At 69.0% G+C, this 22,461-nt stretch carries 16 protein-coding genes and 1 pseudogene; 9 read left to right on the forward strand and 8 right to left on the reverse strand.

Annotated features, from left to right (window positions below; genetic code table 11):
- Positions 1-533 precede the first annotated feature (533 nt).
- Positions 534-830, forward strand: a complete 297-nt coding sequence (locus ACIO9J_RS43590; RefSeq protein WP_402011560.1) for a hypothetical protein — start codon at positions 534-536, stop codon at positions 828-830.
- Between the two features lie 1,274 nt (positions 831-2,104).
- On the opposite strand, the pseudogene ACIO9J_RS43595 reads toward ACIO9J_RS43590, so the two are convergent.
- A pseudogene (locus ACIO9J_RS43595) lies at positions 2,105-3,007 on the reverse strand (alpha/beta fold hydrolase); the annotation flags it as partial.
- Between the two features lie 187 nt (positions 3,008-3,194).
- Between ACIO9J_RS43595 and ACIO9J_RS43600 the strand changes: the two are divergent.
- Positions 3,195-3,794, forward strand: a complete 600-nt coding sequence (locus ACIO9J_RS43600) for a TetR/AcrR family transcriptional regulator (RefSeq protein ID WP_402011562.1) — start codon at positions 3,195-3,197, stop codon at positions 3,792-3,794.
- 28 nt (positions 3,795-3,822) lie between these two features.
- On the opposite strand, the gene ACIO9J_RS43605 is transcribed toward ACIO9J_RS43600, so the two are convergent.
- The gene (locus ACIO9J_RS43605; RefSeq protein ID WP_402011565.1) at positions 3,823-4,992 is read right to left on the reverse strand and encodes a hypothetical protein; all 1,170 of its coding nucleotides are present in this window, start codon (positions 4,990-4,992) and stop codon (positions 3,823-3,825) included.
- A gap of 532 nt (positions 4,993-5,524) precedes the next feature.
- On the opposite strand from ACIO9J_RS43605, the gene ACIO9J_RS43610 reads away from it, so the two are divergent.
- The 3 genes from ACIO9J_RS43610 (at position 5,525) to ACIO9J_RS43620 (ending at position 8,695) form a co-directional block, all read left to right on the forward strand.
- Entirely contained in the window at positions 5,525-6,184 is a 660-nt protein-coding gene (locus ACIO9J_RS43610) for a type III effector protein (protein ID WP_402011567.1), read from the forward strand.
- A 115-nt stretch (positions 6,185-6,299) separates the two neighbouring features.
- Positions 6,300-8,219, forward strand: a complete 1,920-nt coding sequence (gene htpG / locus ACIO9J_RS43615; protein WP_402011570.1) for a molecular chaperone HtpG — start codon at positions 6,300-6,302, stop codon at positions 8,217-8,219.
- Positions 8,220-8,404: 185 nt separating this feature from the next.
- Positions 8,405-8,695, forward strand: coding sequence for a DUF6086 family protein (locus ACIO9J_RS43620; protein ID WP_402011571.1), 291 nt, complete (start codon positions 8,405-8,407; stop codon positions 8,693-8,695).
- Here the strand turns inward: ACIO9J_RS43620 and ACIO9J_RS43625 are convergent.
- The 5 genes from ACIO9J_RS43625 to ACIO9J_RS43645 all read right to left on the reverse strand — a co-directional run bounded on the left by ACIO9J_RS43625 (position 8,647) and on the right by ACIO9J_RS43645 (position 14,405).
- On the reverse strand, positions 8,647-9,765 hold the full coding sequence (locus ACIO9J_RS43625; RefSeq protein WP_402011574.1) for a DUF5954 family protein: 1,119 nt from the start codon (positions 9,763-9,765) through the stop codon (positions 8,647-8,649). The two genes, ACIO9J_RS43620 and ACIO9J_RS43625, sit on opposite strands and share 49 nt — an antisense overlap.
- 340 nt (positions 9,766-10,105) lie before the next feature.
- Positions 10,106-10,708: a HutD family protein gene (locus tag ACIO9J_RS43630; protein WP_402011576.1), complete on the reverse strand. Its 603-nt coding sequence runs from the start codon at positions 10,706-10,708 to the stop codon at positions 10,106-10,108.
- Between the two features lie 561 nt (positions 10,709-11,269).
- Positions 11,270-11,692: a hypothetical protein gene (locus ACIO9J_RS43635; RefSeq protein ID WP_402011579.1), complete on the reverse strand. Its 423-nt coding sequence runs from the start codon at positions 11,690-11,692 to the stop codon at positions 11,270-11,272.
- A 465-nt stretch (positions 11,693-12,157) separates the two neighbouring features.
- Positions 12,158-13,384: an FAD-dependent monooxygenase gene (locus tag ACIO9J_RS43640; RefSeq protein ID WP_402011582.1), complete on the reverse strand. Its 1,227-nt coding sequence runs from the start codon at positions 13,382-13,384 to the stop codon at positions 12,158-12,160.
- Between the two features lie 418 nt (positions 13,385-13,802).
- Positions 13,803-14,405 (reverse strand): TetR/AcrR family transcriptional regulator C-terminal domain-containing protein, encoded by a 603-nt coding sequence (locus tag ACIO9J_RS43645; protein WP_402011585.1) that lies wholly within the window; start codon positions 14,403-14,405, stop codon positions 13,803-13,805.
- A gap of 56 nt (positions 14,406-14,461) precedes the next feature.
- Between ACIO9J_RS43645 and ACIO9J_RS43650 the strand changes: the two genes are divergently transcribed.
- The 3 genes from ACIO9J_RS43650 (at position 14,462) to ACIO9J_RS43660 (ending at position 19,068) form a co-directional block, all read left to right on the forward strand.
- A complete protein-coding gene (locus ACIO9J_RS43650; protein WP_402011587.1) occupies positions 14,462-15,826 on the forward strand; it encodes an FAD-dependent monooxygenase in 1,365 nt (454 codons plus the stop codon).
- A gap of 1,327 nt (positions 15,827-17,153) precedes the next feature.
- Positions 17,154-18,080, forward strand: a complete 927-nt coding sequence (locus tag ACIO9J_RS43655) for a serine protease (protein ID WP_402011590.1) — start codon at positions 17,154-17,156, stop codon at positions 18,078-18,080.
- A 223-nt stretch (positions 18,081-18,303) separates the two neighbouring features.
- A complete protein-coding gene (locus ACIO9J_RS43660; protein WP_402011592.1) occupies positions 18,304-19,068 on the forward strand; it encodes an SDR family NAD(P)-dependent oxidoreductase in 765 nt (254 codons plus the stop codon).
- A gap of 153 nt (positions 19,069-19,221) precedes the next feature.
- Here the strand turns inward: ACIO9J_RS43660 and ACIO9J_RS43665 are convergent, their stop codons facing one another.
- Positions 19,222-21,753: a Helicase associated domain protein gene (locus tag ACIO9J_RS43665; protein ID WP_402011595.1), complete on the reverse strand. Its 2,532-nt coding sequence runs from the start codon at positions 21,751-21,753 to the stop codon at positions 19,222-19,224.
- Between the two features lie 200 nt (positions 21,754-21,953).
- Between ACIO9J_RS43665 and ACIO9J_RS43670 the strand changes: the two genes are divergently transcribed.
- On the forward strand, positions 21,954-22,169 hold the full coding sequence (locus tag ACIO9J_RS43670) for a hypothetical protein (protein WP_402011598.1): 216 nt from the start codon (positions 21,954-21,956) through the stop codon (positions 22,167-22,169).
- The last annotated feature ends 292 nt before the right edge of the window (positions 22,170-22,461 follow it).

Consider the following 22,461-nt stretch of genomic DNA (forward strand, 5'->3'; position numbering starts at 1 on the left):
CAGGGGAGCGCTTCCGCGGTCGCGCACAGGCGCCTGGGCCTTCTCGATTGCAGGCGATACGCCCATGTCATGAGCGAATGGCGCACAACGACGTGGCCGTTCGGCTTCTCGTTGTCTGGTGATGGCGTTGCAGAGTCCGCCGGCCCAGGTGGCGTGTCAGGTCCGGAGAGTTGGCCGTGCCGAGCAGATCAGGAGCAGAGCCGTTCGCGCCGCGTCCAAAGCGCTGGCTTGCGGTAGTCGTGCCGGGTTGCCGGGCAAGCTGATTACCCTGCGGCCCGAATTTATCTGAGCGGAAGGTGTTTGTTTCCGGATCCGTGCTCCATCCCCACCGCCACCACATGCCCCTAGTCTGGGGAGTTGAGCGCAGATGACGAACAGCCACCGGGAGACAGAACCGCGGTCAGTCACCCGCCCTCACCGCAAGGAGAAGAGGAATCCATGACTCCTCAGCCCCAGTTGCCAGTCCGCGCCCTGGCAACCCTGTGACTGCGGCGGCCGGGCTCGCGGTCCTGGAAGTCCTGTACGAGGACGGAGTGCTCGAGGACGTCGCGCAACGGGGGACGAGGCTGCGCGAGGCGCTCGAAGGCGTCCGGGACACCGCGCTGTCTCACGCGTCGGTGGACGGCACGGGTCTGATGCAGCGTTTCTCTCTGCGCGACGCGCACGGCGATCGTGGAGGCGAGCCTGCTGTGCAGCATCAGCAGTGGCTGTTTATGGGTACTGCCCCCTTGGTCATCACGGACGAGGAATGCCAAGAACTGGGGGAGCGGATGACCGACGAGATCCGCACCTATCTGCGCGGCGAGGCGGCCACGTCGCTGGACGTGTGACGGAATCCCTGCCGGTGAGGGTGAGGCAAGGGATCACGCAGAGGCTCGAGCGAACGGCCAGGTCGCGGCACCTCAGGCTTTCGGGCGGATACAAGGCACGATTCTGGCTAGTTGAGGGAGCCGTACGCTTTGTCCGCCCGGACCCGGTTCGTCCGTCTGCGTGGCCTGCCGAGTCCTTGATGCCCCGCGGCAACAGCGGCTCAAGCCGGGCCCACTGGTCGTTCGTCGGACCCCCACGTCCCACAGGACATGATCATCAGCGATCAAGCACAACTTTCCCGACAGGCCCTGACCCCTCACGTCGGCCCAGACCAGTGTTCCCGGGAAGTCGGTGTCCATATCGATGGCCCGCCACTCATCACCGTCACCCATGACCGCGATCCACGGGGGTGGGGATGCCAAGGCGTTCCCCGTGACGTCGAGCACGGCCGAAGACGTCGAGCACGGCCGAAAGGGAACTCCGTCCCGGGCCTTCGAGCCAGCGGTAGCAGGTCTCCTCAATGTCCCATGACCCGAGATTTCCCGTCTGGGTGCCGACGACGAACTGCATCTCGCCCAGCGCGCCGATGAGGTACGACCAGCTCGCGGTTCGCCACGAGGCGACCGTGCTGGTAGCGGTCCTCAATGAGTGGCTGTGACCGGCACTTTCACCACGTGCCCTTGGTGGTGTCACGCGGCTGAGATGGCCCGGTCCGCTGTGGCGGAACGCATCGGGTGCTCGCTGGTCCGCCCTGCAGTGAGCAAGCCCCTGTTTTCGAACGTGCCTGAACCTCCCCGTCCATACCGCCGTCTTCCTGGTGGCAGCCGTAGTGGCAGCCGTAGTGGCAGCCGACCCAGGGGCAGGCGCTGAAGCAGCGAGGAGCACTCAGAGCAATGGACGTCTGTACGCTCGGCGACCTGACCGATGTCCTCGGCAGTCCGGCCCTGAGGCTCCGTGCCGCGCCCGCCGGGTCCACCGCCCAGGTCACCGAGGTGGTTCTGCACGACGCGCACGCCCCGCTGCCTCACACGCCAGGAGCTCTGCTGCTCGCGGTCGGCGTGCGGGCCGCAGCGGCCGGGCCGCTCGTGAAGCGCGCGGCGGATGCGGGCATGACCGGAGTCGTGGTGCGCGGTACGGACGCTCCGGTCGCCGAGGCCGAGGCGTACGGTGTCGCGCTGCTGACGGTCGAGGAGGACGCGGCCTGGCACCACGTCCACCTGATGCTGGCCTCGGCCATCGACGCCCGCCGCGCCCACGGCGCCGGACTCGGGAGCCTGTTCGCGCTGGCCGACGCTATCGCGGCGGCGACGGCTTCTGGCTGCTCATCGGGGATGAAGTGTCCGGCGCTGGGCACGACGACTCCGGTCGTGTCGGCGGCCCAGGGGCTGATGGAGGCCGCCATGTCCGGGATCGAGCCGTGGCTGCTGGATATTCCGAGGACGGGCAGGGTCAGGGGCTGCCGGTCGAGTGCCTCGTGGTTCTTGCGCGCCGATTCGGCGGCGTCGCGGTAATAGGCGAGGGAGGCCCGGAGCCCGCCGTCGGCGGCGAGGGCCGCCGCGTAGTGGTCGAGGTCGGCGTCGTCGAATGTGCCGGGGTCGAGGGCTTTCATCTTCAGGAACCAGCTGACGTATTCGCGTTCGCGGCCGGTGAGCAGGGTCTCGGGCAGGTCGGGTACGAGGTGGAACGCGAAATGCCACGTCTTCCAAGCTTGGGCGGGGTCGGTGGGAATGGATTCCGGGAGGGTGACGCCGGGGATTCCTGCGTCGAGCAGGGCGACCCCGCGCAGATCACCTTCGTAGTTGAGGGCGAGGGAGAAGGCGACCCAGGCGCCGATGTCGTGGGCGGCCAGCCAATACGTCCGTACTCCGAGTGCTTTCACAGCGGCGTGGACGTGGGCGGCGACCGTATGGGTGTCGTAGCTGGCGTCCGGACGCTCTGAGTGGCCCTGGCCCGGCAGATCGATCGCGATGACGCGGAACCGGTCGGCGAGGCTGGGCATGACCTTTCGCCAGGCCCGCCAGGTCTGTGGAAATCCGGCGAGCAGGACGACGGCCGGGCCGGACGACTGGCCGCCTTGGACGGCGTGAAGACGGATGCCGCCCGTGTCGAGCCAGTGGTGGGTGAAACCGGCCAGGTGGTCCAGGGGCAGGTCATGGACAGGGTGGTTGCTTTCGGGGACGGTCACGGGATCCTCCATCGGCGCGGTGCTCGAAGTCCGGGTCCCGGCGGCCTGATCGATCGACCTGACTCGGTTCGCAATCGACCCGTCTCGGTGCGCAGGGGACGCCCGGTCATGATCATGCCGGAAGGCTACACATCTTGAAACGGTCAGTTCAAGATGAAAAGATGGGCAGCGTTCCGAGGTACCGGCAAGGAGGTGCGACGTGGCAGGCAAGAAGCAGTTCGACATGGACAAGGCGCTCGACGCCGCGATGGTCCAGTTCTGGCGCGCCGGCTACGCGGACACCTCAGTCGACGACTTGTCCCGGGCGACGGGCCTGAACCGCAGCTCGATCTACTCCTCGCTCGGCGACAAGGACACGCTGTTCCTTCGCTGCCTGGACCGCTACACCGCGCGCTACGGCGAGAAGTACGACGCCGCCCTGTCGTGTGCGGCCGCCGAACCCCGTGCGGCCGTCCGCGCGTTCTTCGACGTCACCCTCGAGCGCATCGCTGATCCTGAACTGCCCGACGGGTGCCTGATTGCCCAGTCGGCCATGGCGATTCCGGTGCTGAGCCCGGCCGTGGCGGCGCACACCAAGCAGGCGCTCGGCTTCCAGCTCCTGCGCCTGCGCGCCGCGCTGAAGACCGGCCGAATGACCGAGCAGGACGCCGAGGCCTTCGCTGTGCACGTGGCGGCCGTGAACCAGTCGCTCGCCGTCATGAGTAGAGCAGGGGCGAGCCCGGCACAGCTCCTGGCCGTCGTGGACGTGACCCTTGACGCGCTCTCGCAGGCGCTGTGCGCGCGACGAGGCCGTTCTTAGCCGGCGATCCGCCCCTCCGTCACTTCCGTCACTCGCCGTGTTCCTGAGTCGCGCCCAGGGCCTGGTTCTCCTCGCCGATGACATGGGCGAAGGACTGCTCCGTGCCTGCCGCTCCGTACAGCGCGAAGTAGCCCAGCGACTTGCCCCACTGGGTCTGTGCGTCGGAGTCCGCGGCCGTCTCGTAGGTGAGGGAGTCCCCGCCGTCGCGCAGGATGACCGCGGCGAAGTGGTTCTGCCAGGCGCCGCCTTCCTGACTCCGGAGGTCGACGTAGTGGTTCTCACCTACGGCCGGTTCCTCACGCACCTTGCTGAGCCCTCCCTCCGGGGGCCTGCCAATCAGCTGGTGCGCGGCGCCCTGGCAGTCGTTGGGAACCGAGATCGCCAGCTCCGACGCTTCCCCCTCCCGCTCCCGTACGGAATCCAGGCCCTGGACGTAGTCGGAGGTCATCAGCGTCAGCAGCTCCTGGGCGCCCTCCAGGGTCTGTTGCCGGAGAGAGGTGTGGCGGTCGAGTTGCCTGCGCAGCCAACCCCCGCCCATGACACTGTTCGCCAGGCTGTGGGCCTTCCCGTGCAGTTTGTTGACCAGTGCTTTGTCCCCCTTCTTCTTGGCCTGGAGGATTTCGTCGATCAGCGGCTTGACGGGGCTGATCGCCGTTCCGCTGCCCAGGTGCTCCAGATAGGCATCGCGCTTACCCGCCCGCTGCTCGGGGGCGTCCCCGCGTACCGGCTCGTACGCGGCCTCACCCTCGCTCCGGCCCGCCTCCTTGACGGCTTTCCTCGCCCGGTCCGCCGACTTGTACACGGGCAGTACCCGGTGCAGTGTCAGATCCCCGACCTTGACGGATTCACCGGCCTCCAGGGTGATCGCTACACGATCCTGCCCGTCCAGCGCGGCGGCGGCGTTCTTGATCAGGTCCTCGTGCGCGTAGGCGGTCTGCCGGTCGCGCAGCGCGATCCGACCGCTATCGGAGACCTTGTCGAAGCCGGAGGCCTCGGCTCCCTGGGCGTACCGCTGCACGGTGGTGGCCGGTGCCAGGGCGCGGATCACCGCGGCGTTGCCCGCGCTGCGCTGGAGGTGCGCGACACTCTCTGCGAGCCCGCCCGCGGTCTGCCGCGGCCTGCTGGTCGGCGCCCGGTGAGCGGGCGCGGGACCCGGGACCTGCCGGGACGCGGTCCGCGAGGGATCTTGGGCGTGCACAATGCCTCCGTCGAGGGCGGCCGCCGGCCGCCGATTGCTTGCGTTCGGGGCCGCACGCAGCGTCTCTTTTACCGCGACGCACCCGATGCCCATAGGGGATCACGCGGTCACCGGCAGAGAACACGGATTCAGCAGAGTGGCCCGTCCCACCCTGAACCCGCCAGAGACGCGCGCCCAGAGGAGGAAGGGCCGTGAAAGGGGCAGTGGTTGAGGGCTGAGCGGACTCCCGTTGGTATCCGGCACAGCACAGAACCATGTCTGAAAGGGCACCGCATGCGTGTGTGCCGCGAGCTGCGCGTTGCTCGGCGATCGGGATGTGCAGGGTCAGCACGCCGGCGTCGTGGTCGGTTCGGATGCGGTCCAGCTCACGGGAGGTGTCAACGCGCATCAGCATCGTGAAAACACCTCCACCGGTTACGAGTTGCTGCCAATGCGCTGCACAGACGCTGCTGTAATGTCATCCAATGGATGACAGACGCGATGTCATCAACCAGATGACCGTCCGACAGACGACCGTCCGAGGGAGGTGCCCGTGACCGCAGCCGACCAGCCGTCCACGACCCGTACCGATGCCCACAACCCGGCATCCTTCCTCGCCGCCGCGGCAGCCCTCGCCGCCATCGACGACGCGCTGCGCGATGCCCGGCACGAGACCGCCGATGCCGCCGGACCTGGTCCCGAGCAGGCGTTGGCCTCGCTGATGCTGCTGAGGCAGGTGCGCGAGCAGCTCGCCGGATGGGAAACCGGCCTGATCGAAACCGCACGCGACGCGGGCGCCAGCTGGGCCGACCTCGCCGGGCCGCTCGGTGTCGCCAGCCGCCAGGCCGCCGAGCGCCGCTACTTGCGCGGCCGCCCCGGCCCCGCCGGTACCACCGGAGAGCAACGGGTTCAGGCCACTCGCGAACGCCGCGCGGTGGAACGCACCACCGCCACGTGGGCGCGCGACAACGCAGCCGACCTGCGCCGCCTAGCCGGGCAGATCGCCGCGCTCGCCAACCTCGCACACCTCGGACCCGAAGCGCACGCGGCCCAGGCCGCCCTGCACACCGCTCTCGGTGCCACTGATGCCGCCGAGCTCATGGCGCCGCTGGCCGACATGCGCCCCTATCTCGATGCCCGCCATGCCGGCCTCGTCGCATCGCTGGACGCCCTCGAAGACCGGCGGGCGGCGACAGTCGCTGATGATGACTGACTCCCACCACGTGGAGTCGTGTCACGCGGAGTCGCATCACGCGGGCATGAGCCCGTCCCACCCTTAGTCCAATAGTCCAAGTCCCTTCATGACGTTCCCACGGAAAGAGACCCACATGGTCAGCAATGTCGAGACACTTGAATTCCAGGCAGAGACCCGCCAGTTGCTCCGTCTGGTGATTCACTCGATCTACTCGAACAAGGACATCTTCCTGCGTGAGTTGATCTCCAACGCTTCCGATGCCTTGGACAAGCTGCGCCTGGAATCGCTGACCGACTCCAGCCTCGCCGAGGTCGACACAGGCGACCTGCACATCTGGTTGGAGGCCGACGAGGAAGCCCGCACGCTGACCGTCCGTGACAACGGGGTCGGCATGACCCGGGACGATCTCGTGGAACTCATCGGCAAGATCGCCAAGTCCGGAACCGCCGGCCTGTTGGAGAAGATCCAGGACGCCAAGGAGGCCGCCGGCATCGAAAGCCTGATCGGGCAGTTCGGTGTCGGCTTCTACTCGGCGTTCATGGTGGCCGACAAGGTCACCCTGCGTACCCGGCGGGTCGGTACGGACTCCGGCACCCAGTGGGAGTCCGACGGCGAGGGCACCTACGACCTCCAGACCGTCGACGACCTGCCCGTGGGCACCACGGTCACCCTGCACCTCAAGCCCGCCGACAGCGAGGACGGGCTCGCCGACTACCTCTCCGAATCGAAGATCCGCCAGATCGTCAAGAAGTACTCGGACTTCATCCGCTGGCCGATCCGGATGGCCACGGAGCGTACGGACGGCGAGGGGGAGACGACCCGCGAGGTCGACACGCTCAACTCGATGAAGGCGCTGTGGGCCCGGTCGCGCAGCGAGGTGACCGAGGACGAGTACCACGAGTTCTACCAGCAGATCAGCCACGACTGGCTGCCCCCGGCCGAGACGGTCCACATGCGCGCCGAGGGGACCTTCGAGTACGAGGCGCTGCTGTTCGTCCCCTCGCAGGCCCCGTTCGACCTGTACTCCCGCGAGGCCAAGCCGGGCGTGCAGCTGTACGTCAAGCGGGTGTTCATCATGGACGACTGCGAAGCGCTCATGCCCAGCTACCTGCGCTTCGTCAAGGGTGTCGTGGACGCCCACGACCTGTCGCTGAACGTCTCCCGCGAGATCCTCCAGCACGACCGGCAGATCCAAGGCGTACGTAGGCGCCTGGTGAAGAAGGTCCTCGGCGCGCTGAAGGACATGCAGTCCAAGGACGCCGAGCGCTATGCGAACGTGTGGGCCCAGTTCGGCCGGGCGTTGAAGGAAGGCCTGGTCGAGGACACGGACAACACCGAGGCCCTGCTTCCGCTGGTCTCGGCCGCTTCCACGCACGACCCGGAGAAGACCACCACGCTGCGCGAGTACGTCGAGCGCATGAAGGACGGTCAGGACACCATCTACTACCTGACCGGTGAGACCCGGGCGATGGTGGAGAACTCCCCGCACATGGAAGCCTTCGCGGCCAAGGGGTACGAGGTTCTGATCCTCACCGACCCCATCGACGAGGTGTGGGTGGACCGGGTCGAGGACTTCGACGGTCACCGTCTTCAGTCCATCGCCAAGGGCCAGGTCGACCTCGACGAGTCCGCCGACGCGGACCAGGAGGCGGACGCCGACAAGGCCCAGCGCGAGCAGGACTTCGCGGCCCTGCTGCCGTGGCTGACCACCACCCTGTCCGAGCACGTCAAGCAGGTCCGCCTGTCGTCGCGCCTGACGACTTCGGCGGCCTGCATCGTCGGCGACGCCCACGACGTGACGCCGACGCTGGAGAAGATGTACCGGGCCATGGGCCAGCAGATCCCGCCGGTCAAGCGGATCCTGGAACTCAACCCCGCACATCCGCTCATCACCGCCCTGCGCACAGCGCACGGCGCAGGCACCGAGGACCCCGCAGCGGCGGAGATCGCCGAGCTGATCTACGGCAGCGCACTGCTCGCCGAAGGAGGCGATCTGCCCGACCCGGCCCGCTTCACCCGCCTGCTCACCGACCGCCTGACCCACACGCTGTGACCACGGGTGCGGCCCGGCGCACCGGAAGCGCCGGGCCGCACCCCACCCCGAACGCCGCCACTCCAGTGCCCGCGACAGCCACCGGTACGACCAGCGGAGAGGTGCAGGTGCTGATGTGAGTCAGTATTACGAGGTGGGGGAGCGGATTCTGTGGAATCCGTCGAACGGGGGCTTCGCGGCTGTTCATGAGCCATGTCGGTATCTATGAGGCCGAGTTGGGCCTGCCGTCGGGAATCGGCGCCATGCGGGCTGACGACTGCCAGATCGACCCTGAGGTGTTCTCGGAGTTCGTCGGGGCGCTGCTGGATCCCAGTGAGGATGAGCCGGAGTCCTGGCCTGGGCGACTCGGGCAACAGTCGCTTGCGAGTCTGACGGCGTTGGTGCGCCGACTTGGCAGGCTGCCTGTGCTGTTGTGGGGTGTACTGGGTCAGTCGTCGTCGCTGTCGGCCTCGTCATCATCGCCGTCGTCTGCGTAGTGGATGGTGCCGTGTTCGTCCATGGTGGGGTGGATGGGTTCGGGGTCGTGGTCGTCGGTGTCCGAGGGGCGGGGGCCTTCGGGTCCGTCGGGGCCCCAGCGTAGGAGGCGGCGTGCGCGGGCGATGCGGTAGAGGGTGTTGTGGACTTTGATCTGGTTGATGCGGCCTGCGCGCAGTCGGTGGGAGGCTGCGGCGTAGGCGGCCAGTTCTGATCCCGGGGTGGCGGTGCCCGCGGCGACCAGGGAGTGTGCGTCGGTGTCGGGTGGGGCGTGCAGGGGGATGAGGCCGCGGAGGCGTGGTTGCCAGTGGGTGAGGCGGTTGTCGAGGGTTTTGCGGGCGTCGTGTGCGCTGGCGTGCAGGTCGCTGGCGCGCTTCCAGCCGGTGCTGGTGCGTTCCACGGCGAGGAACGTGGTGGGCAGGAGCAGGACGTCGGGGTGGGTGATGGTTGCCCGGTGGGAGTCGTGCAGGACGTCGGCGGGGTACTGGGAGCCGGAGTAGGCCATGGTGCGCAGGATCAGGCGTTCCATGGCCTGGGCGGGGGTCAGGGGTGCGGCCGGGTCCAGGATCAGGTCGGCGTCGAGGGCGCGCCCGCGGCTGGTGCGGGTCCAGTCGGGGATGACGGGTTCGGGGTCGGTGGGGCGGGGCTGTTCGATGCCTTCGGGGCCTGTTCCGGCGTATTCCTCGGCTCGTACGATGCGGTAGCGGGTGCCGAGGACGGTGAGTTCGTCGACGCGTTCGTTCTCCAGGCGGGTGACCGCCGCCAGCAGGGTGCGTCGCTGGGCCCGGTCCTCGGTGTCGTCCTTCGCCCGGAACCAGAGCAGTGAGTTGAGGCTGTCGCGGGCTTCCTGCGCGAAGCTGGCCCTGACCGAGGCCACCACCCGCCACCGTGGCCCGTCGGCTGCGTCCTGGGCGGCGACGCCGAACAGTGGGCCGCGTACGACGACGTCCTGGGTGTGTATGGCATCGACCGCGTCGGCCTCCATCGCGGCTTCCACCGGTTCCTGGGGGATGCGGACGACCACCGGCCCTAGGTCGTCGGGTTTCGCGCGTTTCTCATGCTTGGGGTCCATGTTTCCATCGTGTCCAGTGGGCGGGCACCGGGGTGGCGGCATGGGGGAACTTCACCTTCCGGAGTGGTGGTCCGTCTCAAGTTGCTTGCTGGGATGCGGGGTGACGGTGTGTCATATCTGGTTCCTGTGGCGGCGGCCGATTCCACAGGTCCGCAGGCTGATCGCAGGGGCGGCAGGAGGCGAATTGCTTTTCTGTGCACTGTGTTTGGTGACATTGCGGAGCCGGGGTCGGGCGCGGGGGCGGGGCGGATGGTGACTCGGCCGTCGAGGGAGGACGCCGCTGTCGTGTGGTTGTGTTTGAGCCGTGTATCGGCCCGGTGCTGTGTCGATGTTCGTGTTGTCAGTGCGTCGGGGTGATCCTGATTTCGGCCACTGCGCCGTCGCCGCTCAGGATCAGTGGCTCCGGTCCTTCGTGACGTATGCAGTCGAGAGGGCCGAGCGTGGTCTGGCGTCCGTCAGGGGTGGCGATGGTGACGCCTTTGGTGACTGCCATGACGAGGAGGGGCTCGTGCGTGGCGTACACCGTGGTGTCCGTCCGTGCGGTGGTGAGGGAGAGGATCCGGACCTGTGCTGTTGCCCGTCCACGACGGGTCATCACGTTCATGTCGCGGACCGCGCCTGCCTTGAGTCGGCAGTTTGTGGTGGCGTCGCCGGAGAAGGCGAAGGGGTCCAGTGGGGTGACCGGTTGAGGGCGGCCGTCCACGGTGAGGACCATGCCTTCGCCTTCGACCAGGGTGATGACGCGGTCGATTCCGGGGAAGGGGGAGAAGGGTCCGTGTGTGTCCACGTCCGCGACACTGACCCGCCAGTCGAAACCGTCCACGGGCTGAGCTGAAGACGCGGTCGCCCGTACGACTCCCGAGGCGACCTCCCGGGTCACGCCGCCGCCGTTCTTCCACGGCACGCTGGGGTATTCGCTCCACCGCAGGACATCGGTACCCATACAGTGCCGCCTCCTTCTTCCGTCGTTCGCCCGGCCGTCGTCACTGGGTCTCGTGGCCCTCGGATCGCAGAAGCGCGCCGAGTCATGTGGCCACTGATTCGGGGGCCAGCCTACGTGTGGCGCGGGTGAGGAGCGGGGTGTGCCGCCACCGTCTCGGCCCGGGAGGGACGAAGCCCCCCTCGTCCTGGTAGCCCGGCCCTGATCGGAACTCCAGTCGGGCGATGGCCGCCGGCACCGCTTCGTACAGTCCCGCAGTCCTGGCGGCACTGCGTAGGCGGCGGTGGCGAGCCGTTCATCTTCAAGGCTGGGGAACGTGCCCGCTGGCCGGAGGATTCCATCGGCGCCCGCTGCTGGCTTCCTTGAGGTCCTGTCAGGCAGGGAGGGGCGGGCGCGCTCCGTGCCGTACGGGTCCCGCGGCACGGTCGGCAACGCGGCGAAGCCGCGGCCGGGGCCGATGCGCCGGCCGTCGGGAGGAGCACCGCCCGATGGCCGGCGTGGTGGTGGCGGGTCCCGCTTCCACTTCTTCTCGTTCTTGTCGCGCATGTCTGCGCGGGGGCCGTGTCACATGGCCGATGCCGAGGGAATGCCCAGGGCACGGATGAGCGCGTCCTCGGTCTCCGTGCTGAAGAACCCGGTGATCCCGCGCAGGAGTTGGAGCGCGGTGCGCACGCCGGCCGGAAGTGGGACCGGCATGCCGGTCACCGGTACGACGTGTTTGTCCGGGGCCGACCGTGCCGCCTCCAAGTGGGCCTGGGCCAGCGTCAGATCACCGGTGCCCGCATGCCGGACGGCACACGCCAGGTCGTGCGAGGCACTGCGTGAAAGGTCCAGGAGGGCCTGGAGGGCGGGGGCTCCCGTGTCGTCGCGGCAGGCGGGGGCCAGGGTGGGGTCGTGTACTGCGGCGCTCAGATGGCCGCCGGCGCGGTCGAGGATCTTCACGATGGCGGACAGTCGGCCCGCCTCCAGAGTGGTCTGGGATGCCATGGTGAATCCTTTCGTCACCTCGTTCACCGGTTCCGTGACTCCAGCGTTATCACCGGGCTCGTGTCGGTGCGAACCTCTGTGCGGGGGCGCACTGCACGCGCAGAGGGAGGCCCCGCCGCGCGGGGAGGGGAGTTGAGGCACACGGCGGCGCACATCTACACATCCACGCGGCCCCGGCCCGGAAGGACCAGCACCCCGCGGCCCGTCACACCCCCGCTTACGCTCGCCGCCACTGTCCCACCTGCCGCTGTGGCCGATCCCACCGCGGCCGTGACGTCTGCTCGGCTGCTCCTGGCCTGGGGCCCGCACGGTGTCTGTCGGAGCTCTGTTGCCCGCTCCGCTCCAACAGCCTCGCCTGCTCACGGGCCGAGCGGCGCCGGTGTCCGCCGGTGTCCGCCGGTGTCTGCCGGTGTCTGCCGGGAGGGGCGGTTTCCCTCACCACCCTGTGGGGGATGGGGGTACCGGCTACGCCTCCCTGCCCGCTTGCTGCCGGCGCTGCAGTGTGCGGGCCAGGCGTGGTCCCAGGCGCTGTTTGAGCCGGCGCAGGGTCTGGAGGCGGCTGACGGCCTGGTCGAGGTGGTAGTAGAGCTGTGGTGGGAGGTGGGGCAGCAGGGGTGAGTGGCGCTGGCCCAGGAGGGCGAACATCTGGTGGGGCTCGAGACTCATGTAGCGGGGGAGGTTTTCGTACCATTGGGCGCTGTGCCGTGCGGCGCTCTGTACCGGCAGCAGGGCCTGTTTGCGGTCCCGTTCGTAGGCGGTGAGCGCGGCGGGCAGTTGTGCGGGGGCGGTGGCGGAGCGCAGTGCACCGGCCAGGCTCATCGCGTCGCGCAGCGCGAGGGTGGTGCCGGCGCCGATGGAGTAGTGGGTGGTGTGCGCGGCGTCTCCGATCAGCGTGAGGTTGCCGTACGACCAGGTGGTGTTGGTGACGGTGGGGAACGCCTGCCATTGGGCGTGGCTGTCGATGTCGGTGCGCCCCAGGAGTTCGTGACCGTCGAGCAGGTCGGCGAAGAGTGTCTCCAGCAGCCGCAGGGTGGCGTCGTGGTCCAGGCGGTCGAATCCCAGCGCCGCCCAGGTGGTGGCGGAGCATTCCACGACGCAGGTGCTGCGCCGGGGGCTGAACCCGTAGGCGTAACACCAGATCCAGCCGTGCTCGGTCTGGGCGAAGGCGAAGGTGAACGCGGTCAGGACGCGGCTGGTTCCGAGCCAGATGAACCGGTTGGCGCCGGAACTGACGTGCGTGCCGAAGTGTGTGGCGTGCTCGGTTCGGAGCCTGCTGTGCGCGCCGTCCCCGGCGACGACGAGGTCCGCGTCCGGCAGGTCCGTGCTGCTGGCGATCTCCCGGCCGTAGCTGAGGCGTACGTCCAGGGAGCGGGCCCGCTGGGCCAGGACGGTGCGCAGCTGGTGGCGGCTGATGGCGTGTCCCGGGTCGCCGTCGTGTGCGGTGGTGCGCTGGCCGACGTGGGCGAATCCGCCCTGCCAGGACACGGAGTGCTCCTCGATGGCCTGGGCGGATTCCGTGTCGTGGCGGTGCAGGTCGTCCAGCAGGTCGGGCCAGTAGGTGACGCCCCAGCCGTAGTTGGTGCCGGCCGCATGCCGTTCGTGGACGGTGACCTCGTGGGCGGGGTCCTGGAGTTTGGCCAGGACGGCCAGGTACAGCGAGGCGGGTCCTGCACCGACACAATCGATCTTCACGCGCTCTCCTGCTTGGTCTTCGCGGGAGGACCAAGGTAGGTGCCGGCGCGGTGTGCGCTGTGAAACCGGCGCGGCAGGGCGGCCTGATTACCCGGTGTGGGTGACAGTGCCACGGGCCGGCACCCGCAGGGCGCCGGAAGGGCGGTGCGCCCGGACATGTTCAGCTGGGTGGGCAGTGGTCAGGGCGCAGTCGTTTCCGTGGGCGGGGTTTGGGTTCGCAGGCGTCGCGTCCGGAGAGGTGCCGGTGCTGATGCCCGGCGCGGGGGAGCCCATGGACGGCTCGCCTGGCGGTCCCGGTGTTCTCGGTGTTGCCGCGGGTGTACGGTTCGCGGCCGTCACCGCGCCGGCGAGGGTCTCGGGAGCGGTGCTCCCGCTCCCAGTCCGGACGCCTTGGGGGCCTCTCGGCGGGCCGAACGGGTCAACGAGGGGCTGTGGCGGGGAGGTTGAGGAGGCGCTGCAGGCCGTAGGTGAACCTGTCGTCGAAGGACGGCTGCAGCAGGTGGGGCAGGGTGCGGTGGAGGGCCGGGAACGCGCCGGAGGTGACGGCCTCGGTGAGGCGGTCGGGTTCGGCGCTGGAGATCGCCTGTTCTTCGCGGCACAGGCCGAGCGTGAAGTACAGGGTGTTCCAGCACGTCCAGACTGCTTCCTGGTCGTGGTAGCCGCCCTCCAGGAGGGCGGCCATCAGGGTCTCCGCGATGGCGAGCGTGGCGGGTTCGGGTGCGTAGGTGCCGCCGACGACGGCCGCGCCGTCGTGGTGGGCGAGCAGTGCGCGGCGGTATCGCGCGAGGAGCTCGGCGGCGCGGTGGTCCCACCGGGCGGGCAGGTCGTTGAGACCGGCCTCGGCCACGATGGCGTCCGCCATCAGTTCCAGGAGGCGGCCCTTGGATTTCACGTGCCAGACGACGGTGTTCATCCGCACGCCCCGCCGCTCCGCGATGGCCCTGAGCGAGACGGCCTCCAGGCCGCCTTCGTCGAGGATTTCCAGGGCGGTGGCCACGACCTCACGTTGACTCTTGTTCACTGACCAAGTATATCTGACGGCATCAGTCATTGGTCACTGACCAAGAGGAGGTTGTCGTGGATGACGTTGTGGTGGTGGGCGCGGGCCCGGTCGGGCTGTGGCTGGCCGCGGAACTGCGGCTGGGCGGGGCGTCGGTCACGGTGATCGAACCCCGCCTTGCTCCGGACCCGCATTCCAAGGCCCTGACCCTTCACCCCCGCACCATCGAGGTGCTGGACAGCCGCGGGGTCGCCACGGCGTTCGTGGCCGAGGGCGTCGCGATTCCCAACGGCCACTTCGCGGGCCTGGAGGACCGCATGGACTTCAAGGTCCTCGATACGCCGTTCCCCTTCACCCTGGCGCTGCCCCAGATACGCACCGAGGAACTGTTCGAGGACCGGGCGCGGGAGTTGGGCGCGATCATCCGGCGCGGCCGTCGAGTGGCCGCGCTGCATGATCAGGGTGTGGTCCTGGATGACGGCGAGATCGTGCGCGCGCGGTTCGTGGTGGGCTGCGACGGCGCCGGCAGCACCGTGCGCCAGGCTGCCGGTATCGGTTTCCCGGGTACGGACGCGACGGCGTGGGGCTGGCTCGGCGACGTGGTCCTGGACTCACCGCCCGACGGCGGCTTCGCCAGCGTCACCAGCCCTCAAGGCGGCCTCATGATGGTGCCGATGCCGGGGGGCGTCCACCGCATCGTCGGCAGCGACCCCGACAGCCTCCAGGAGGGCCGGCCGGGCGAGCTGACCCTGGCGGAACTGCGGGCGAGAGTCATGGACATCACCGGATCCGACTTCGGGATGCGCGATCCGCTGTGGCTGTCCCGCTTCGGCAACGCGGCCCGGCAGGCATCCGCCTACCGCCGCGGCCGGATCCTGCTGGCCGGCGATGCTGCACACATGCACTTCCCGGCCGGCGGCGTGGGACTCAACGTGGGCGTGCAGGACGCCATGAACCTGGGGTGGAAGCTGGCGGCCGTCGCCACCGGCCGGGCGGGCGAGGACCTGCTGGACACCTACGAGACGGAGCGCCGCCCGATCGGGGCTGACCTGCTCGCACACACCCAGGCGCAGACCGCGCTGACGATGGCGTACTCGGCGGACGGCCAGGCCCTGCGCGGCGTACTGTCCGGCCTGATCGCCACGGTCCCGGAGCTGTCCCGTCACCTGGCCGAGCGGCTGTCCGGCCTCGATGTGGACTACGGCACCGGACGGCGCGCCCCGGACCTGCGATTCGCCGACGGAAGCCGCCTGTTCGAACTGCTCCGGCGCGGACGGCACGTCCTCCTGGACCTCGCGGGTGGCACCACGGGTCATGACGTGCCGGACGACGCCGTCCGGGTCACGGCGGAGCTGGCCGCGACGGAAGAGCGCGCCGGCTGGAGCACGCTCCGGACGGCGCTGATCCGCCCGGACGGCCACCTGGCGTGGAGCCGTTCCTGAGCTCAGCCAGGGAAGAGGAGTGTGCTGTCTACCGGGAGCATCGCACCCTCAGAGGCTCACTCGCAGATCCGCCCGGGCGGATCTGCAAGGCTTCGTACCGTCCCAGCGCGAACACCACGCCATAGGTGGCCGCGTGGTCTTCTACGCGGCGACAGGCCGCTGCTTCGTCTGGCACCCAGCCTCGTCGGCGAACGGCGGTGGTTGCCTTCGCTGCCGAGCCAGGCGCTCCACGGACGGACGTGAGCAAGCCCAAAGCCTTGTGGGTAAGCCCGGATCGTCCTTGCCGCCGCGCAGGCTGCCGTCGACGGCCCGCCGGGCTGGGCACCATTGCCTCCGCGGCTGCCTGCGGTACGGCGACGGCGTCCACCACGTCGCCCAGGCCGTCGCCCGCATGCACATTTTCGCCTTCGGACGCCGACGGCACGCGCTAGTGCGGGTCCCCCCCGGTGCGGCAGCCGCGGGGGTCTGTGCTGGTTTTCGCTGGGAGGCTGGGCATGTGACCGCATACACATGCCCAGCCTCCCTATGCGGTTTGGCCAGCGGAAGGGCGTTGCCGGTATGGCGTGGCTGTTGTGGCGCACCCGATGGTGGGTGCCCGATGGGCGCCACGGCGACCTGTCGCTGCTGCTTGTCTTCAATCGGGCCGGTCCGCGCAACCTCCACACCGTTATCGCGTAGCTGGCCGAGCTGACCGGACAGTACTGAAAGGACACCGCGTACGAGAACGGTGTCCGCATGTACGACGGCAAGTTGCCCATCGTGGTCACCGGTAGGAAGCACCTCCAAGAGCACGGTCCGGCCGGAGCGGTTTTCCGGCGCTTCGGCCGGCCGCGCGCAACCAGAGTCTCCTGGAGGCGATCGGCAATCCGCGCCGTGTAGCCCACGACGCCCGTAAGCAGGCCGAGTACACAAGCTCGCCAGCGGGGCGACCAGGAGGAGCTGCGCCGTATCCCCGCACGGCACAGAGCCGAGGGGGGAGGTCCGCCGTCGTGCGTGTGTGCTGGCTGCGGGACCCGGTCGACCGACGAAGGGCGGATGGCCATCGGGCCCGCCGGATGAGGCGCCTCGCGCGAGACGCAGTCTCGCGAGGCCGTGCTGTCGGGGGCGGCATCGGGGCTGGAGATCGCGCAGGGGGTCGCCGTGGCGGGGAGGCGGGCGCTGGCGGCTCGCGCGGGACGCGTCCAGCGGCCGGCCGTACGCCCAAGAAGCCGTGCCACACGCGTACGTGAGAGCACGCGGTCTTGCTCCTGACGGCGGGTTGCCCCAAAAATGCGCATGACAAAACCGAAGGACCTTCGGTCACACAGTCATCAGAGGGGAACCCCACATGAGCAAGCCTCTCGTTGGTGCCGTCTTCACCGCGCTGCTCCTCGGCGCGACGGCGATACCCGCGTCCGCCGTGAGCAACGAGGCGCCGGTGTCCGGCAAAGGCACGGCCGCGGCGCAACCCGCCGCGGCGACCCAGGCGAAGGCGAAGGCGAAGGCTGTGACCTTCGCGGGCACCGTGGCGCTGAGCAACTGCTCGGGCTCCGTAGTACGCGTGCCCAGCTCGCAGCCCACGGACAAGGCGCTCGTGCTCTCCAACGGCCACTGCCTGGAGACAGGCTTCCCCAGCGCCGGGCAGGTCATCGTCAACCGGGCCTCGAGCCGTAGCTTCACGCTCCTGAACGCCAGCGGCGGCAGCCTCGGCACCGTTCGCGCCAGCAAGATCGCGTACGGCACGATGACCGACACCGACGTCTCGGTATACGAACTGACCAGCACCTACAGCGACATCGAGAGCCGCTACGGCATCAAGGCCCTCGACCTGGACGCCGCGCACCCGCAGACGGGCCGGGCCATCACGGTCGCCTCCGGCTACTGGAAGCGGATGTACCGGTGCAACACGGACGGCTTCGCGTACCGCCTGAAGGAAGGCCAGTGGACCTGGAAGGACTCGCTGCGCTACACCCAGCCCTGCCAGGTCATCGGCGGCACCTCGGGATCGCCGGTGATCGACGACGCCACCGGCAAGGTCGTCGCCGTCAACAACACCATCAATGAGAGCGGCCAGCGCTGCACGGACAACAACCCGTGCGAGGTCGACGAGAACGGCAAGGTCACCGTCCGGCCCAGCATCGGCTACGCCCAGCAGACCTACATCATCGTTGCCTGCGTCGGCGCCGGTAACAAGATCGACCTGAACCGCCCCGGCTGCACCCTGCCCAAGCCCGCCCTGGCGCAGAAGCACCGCTCGCCCGTCGGCGCGAAGTAGCAGCTCCGCTCGCCAAGGCCGCCCTGGCGATTGCACATGAGTGAGGGCTCCCGGAACCCGAACGGCCCGGGAGCCCTCTTCCGTGTTGTCCGGGGCCCGAACTCCGCGGGGGAGACGGTCTTTGACGGGCCGTCATGCGACCGGCCCCGAGAGGCACACGACAGTTAGGCTAGCCTAACCAGGCGTGGGGGAGAGGTTCGTACGGCACGACCAAGGAGTGCGCATGGGAAACCTCAGCGGCAAGGTCGCCCTGGTCACCGGCGCCAGCCGGGGCATCGGCCGAGGCATCGCCGAACGCCTGGCCCGCGACGGCGCCCTGGTCGCCGTGCACTACGGCACGAACGAGAACGCCGCCAAGGAGACCGCCGCGGCCATCGCAGAGACCGGCGGCCGCGCCTTCGTCGTCGGCGCCGAACTGGGCATCCCCGGGGACGTGGACACGCTCGAAGACGGCCTTCACGCCGCCCTGCGCGCGTACGGCGAGCCGGCGATCGACATCCTGGTCCACAACGCGGGGCTCAACACCATGGGCCGGCCCATCGAACTCCTCACCCCCGAGGAGTTCGACCAGATGGTCGCGGTCAACGTGAAGGCGCCGTTCTTCCTCACCCAGCGGCTCTTGCCACGGCTGCGCGACGGCGGCCGGATCATCAACATCTCCTCCGTCTCCACCCGCGCCGCATCGGCCCACGGCATCGGGTATCCGCTCACCAAGGGCGCGCTCGAGGTGTTCAGCCACACGCTGGCCAAGCACCTCGGACCACGCGGCATCACCGTCAACTCCGTCGCGGTCGGCTACACCCACACCGACATGACCGCCTCGGCGCTGGCCGACCCGGCGCACCTGGAGCACACCATCGGCCTGACCGCCCTCGGCCGGGTCGGCGAGGTCCCGGACATCGCCGACGCGGTCGCCTTCCTCGCATCGGACGACGCGCGCTGGATCACCGGCGCCAAGATCGACGTCACGGGCGGCGCCAACCTGTGACCGCCGGACGGACCCGGCGGGGCCCGCGTGCACCACACGCAGGAGGCGCTTGCGAGGACTGGCACGGGCAGCGGCAATCCACCATGGGCCGCGCCCGTCCGGGCAGATAGCCGGCCGCGAGCGCAGCGACCGCGACGACGATGACACCCACCATCAGGACCACCGCATCCCGATCGCGGACATCTGCTCCACCCGCTCCGGGGACAGTGTCGCGGCCCGGCTGCGCTGGTTGCTGATCCACGCCCCGAGCCGGAGCTCCCGCTCCTCCTGGCCCTCGCCGACGATCCGTTCGACGTGCTTGCGCGGCACTCGCAGGTGCCCCTCGCGCTCGTAGAACTGCTTGGCGGCCTCGTAGTTCAGCGCCCACTTGTCGGCCTGAGTACGGCGCCGCGGCGGCTTCTCCTCCTCGCTGGCGGGTGTGATCCCGAGGACCTGCTCACACATCCACTGCTGCACGGTCGTCAGGTTGTCCCAGCCGAGTCGCACGGACATCACCCACCGCCCGAGATCTTCTCCCTGGCGCAGGACTTCGCCCGCCTCGGTGGGCAGCGTCTCACCGGCGTCCAGGTGTACCCGGACGAGGTGGAAGCAGCGCTGCCACGTCACCGGCCAACTCGGGCACCAGGATGCGTCGATCTCCTCCAGCTGTTCGCGCCGCATCTCCGACAGGGCGCCGGCCGACGACTGGACCGGCAGCCCCTCCGAACGCCGCTGCTCGATCTTCTGCGCCTTGCGGGCGGCGGCACGCGCGTTCTTCAGGAAGATGCCCACCTTCGCGCCCTGGTAGGTGGCGTCCAGCGGCGCCAGGAGGTGCCCGTGTTCGGTAGCCCATCCACGCGCGGCGGACAGGCCCTCCTCCCACGCGACGTCGAAGTGCGACCAGATCATGCCCAGCTTCTCCAGCTGTTCGATGCGGTCCTCGTCCATGTCGCCGCGGGCGTAGAAGCGCCGGTTGTCGGCGGTCCACTGCCCGAGCGGGAACTCGGCGAGCGAGGCAGGCCACCCCTCGCCGTCGGTGTCAGCGTCAGCCTCATCCCCGGTCGGGACGCGGTACGTGAACGCCACCTTCAGGTCGCCGTGTTCGCGGGCGTAGATGACGGCGGCTTCGACGCCGCGCCGCCAGTGCTCGTGCTCGGGGTTGAGGACGCGCAGGTTGATGAACGCGGCGAGGGCGGCCGGGTCGCGGGGCGTGGAGAACTTCAGCAGGGCCTTGGCGGGGGCGCTGACGTCTCCGGAGCCCTCGCCGCTCCCGTCCGCGCTCTTCTCGCTATCGTCCTTGCTGATGGGCTTGTAGGCGCTGGGGGCCTGCTGTTCGGCGAGTTGCTCCACTACGCGGGCGTCGTGTGCCCGCAGTGCCTCCAGCAGCTTGGCCAGCCCGCCGAACGCCCGGGATGTGAGCATGTTGTCCGACGTCTCCCCGGGCCCGAGCAGGACTGGCACCACGAGGCTTGCCACCTTGCCCTCGCCCGGCTGCATCCGTAGTGCCCGGCCCACCGCCTGGACCAGGTCCGGCATCGAGCCGCGCACATCCGCGAAGTACACGGAGTCACACCGGAATGTGTCCACGCCTTCCCCCAGGACCTTCACCGAGCTCAGGTAACTCTTCTCCACGACCGTGCCGTCGCTTGCGATCCCGTCGGCGAACTCACCCAGCAGACGGCGCCGGTGGAGCGGCTTATGCTCACCGCACAACCAGTTGGCCCAGATCGCCTTGGGGTACAGCCCCGGATCGGCGTCGTGCAGCTGCCCGGCGATGTCGGGGAGACCGACCGCGAAGGCTTCGGCTTCCTTCACCATGTGGTGGAAGACCAACGTTCGGCGGAAGCCTTCCTCAGCGGACGCCTTCACCAACGCCGTCTGCAGCGCTGCGAGCCGCGCCCCACGCACCTCTGCCGAGTGACCTTCGGCGCCCAAGAGCTTCGCGGCTTGGAGCGCTGTGTCGGTGACGTCGACGCATACGACCTGATAGGGGGCACAGATTCCGCGGTCGATGGCCTCCGAGAGGGTCAGGGTGTAGCAGCGGGCGCCGAAGGGCCCGCTGGGGTCATCGTCCATGCTCGCCACCAGCTCGCCGGGTGCGCCGGCCTGTTCCTCGTCCCCGAGTTGCCATAACCGGGGGGTGGCCGTCATGTAGAGGCGGCGCAGAGAGGGGATCTTGTGGTTGTCGTGGACGACCGCCCACGGCTTCCCGATCCGGCCCGAGACCCGGTGGGCTTCGTCCACGACGATCAGGTCCCAAGCCGCCAAACCTGCAGCGTGCGCCCGCTCCAGCGTGCCCAGACCGAGGCTGGCGTACGTGGCGAACACGGTGACCTTGTCCAGGCCTCGGGTCCATGCCACCAACTCGTCCACGTCCGTGGTGTTGGGGAAGGACGCCTCCTCGCCTCGCAGCGAGGAAACCCCGATCATCGGGCCCTCACGGCCCCCCTCACGCCAGGCGGCCTCGGTCTGGGCGAGCAGGTCCAGCGAGGGCACGAGCACCAGCACACGACCCGCGTGGAGCTCCTCTGCACTGCGCACCGCGACTCGGGTCTTCCCGGACCCGGTCGCCATGATCACCTGCGTACGCAGGCCTCGCTCGGGCACAAGTGAGCGCGCAGGCAATTCAAGGGCCCGGAGAACCCCATCGATAGCTTCTCGCTGAGCGGCCTCGCGCCGATCGCCACGCTCGTTCGGCATGCGCATCTGTCTTTCTGATGGGAGCTTCCGGCGGACCAATGAGGCTTCTGATGCGCTAGGTTGATGCTTCACGCAGAGCCGGATTGACTTCAATACTGATAGCGATCCGAGTGCGATCGAGGACAATAGAGGGTTCCAGCTCTGGAGCTATCTCAGTCCAGAGTCTATCCGAGTGCTACTTTGAAGCAAGTAAAAGGGGCGGGGACATGCAGACGGGTGGAATCGGCGTTGCGGCCGACCGCGAGTGGATCATCAAGAACGCGAAGGGCAAGAAGTTCGTGTACGACTCGGCGGCTGAGGCGTTCGAGGAGCTGGAGGAGTACGGCGAGGGCGCAGCAGTACTCACACGGCGTGTATACCGGGGCATGTTCAGGTCCAAGCCCATCGAAGACTGGCAGCCGGCAGACCGCCCCGCACCCTGACGACCCTGTAGCCAGCCAGGCCCGCGCAATCGGGCCTCAGCGACCCTGGAGGCGAAGCTGGAAGGGCCGTCAAGGCGGGGGAGCGCAGCGGGACCCGCCGGGCCGTTAGCGCAGCGCAGGCCTGCACTCCGGGAGCGCAGCGGACGGAGTGTCACCCGCCTTGCGCAGCAAGGCGGGTGAGCCTGGGGCGCAGCCCCAGGCCAGCGCTTCCGCGGAGCGGAAGCGCAACACCCGCGCGCAGCGCGGGTGTTCGCTTGCACATCGCGCAGCGATGTGGTACCCGCTCCGCGGG

The organism is Streptomyces sp. NPDC087300, assembly GCF_044744425.1.
In the GTDB taxonomy this organism is placed as follows: Bacteria; Actinomycetota; Actinomycetes; order Streptomycetales; family Streptomycetaceae; genus Streptomyces.

Bases quoted from the DNA above. Each gene is read 5' to 3' on its own strand.
- htpG (WP_402011570.1), top strand. From the start codon at position 6,300: ATGGTCAGCAATGTCGAGACACTTGAATTCCAGGCAGAGACCCGCCAG.
- ACIO9J_RS43620 (WP_402011571.1), top strand. From the start codon at position 8,405: ATGAGCCATGTCGGTATCTATGAGGCCGAGTTGGGCCTGCCGTCGGGA.
- ACIO9J_RS43625 (WP_402011574.1), bottom strand. From the start codon at position 9,765: ATGGACCCCAAGCATGAGAAACGCGCGAAACCCGACGACCTAGGGCCG.
- ACIO9J_RS43630 (WP_402011576.1), bottom strand. From the start codon at position 10,708: ATGGGTACCGATGTCCTGCGGTGGAGCGAATACCCCAGCGTGCCGTGG.
- ACIO9J_RS43635 (WP_402011579.1), bottom strand. From the start codon at position 11,692: ATGGCATCCCAGACCACTCTGGAGGCGGGCCGACTGTCCGCCATCGTG.
- ACIO9J_RS43655 (WP_402011590.1), top strand. From the start codon at position 17,154: ATGAGCAAGCCTCTCGTTGGTGCCGTCTTCACCGCGCTGCTCCTCGGC.
- ACIO9J_RS43660 (WP_402011592.1), top strand. From the start codon at position 18,304: ATGGGAAACCTCAGCGGCAAGGTCGCCCTGGTCACCGGCGCCAGCCGG.
- ACIO9J_RS43665 (WP_402011595.1), bottom strand. From the start codon at position 21,753: ATGCGCATGCCGAACGAGCGTGGCGATCGGCGCGAGGCCGCTCAGCGA.
- ACIO9J_RS43670 (WP_402011598.1), top strand. From the start codon at position 21,954: ATGCAGACGGGTGGAATCGGCGTTGCGGCCGACCGCGAGTGGATCATC.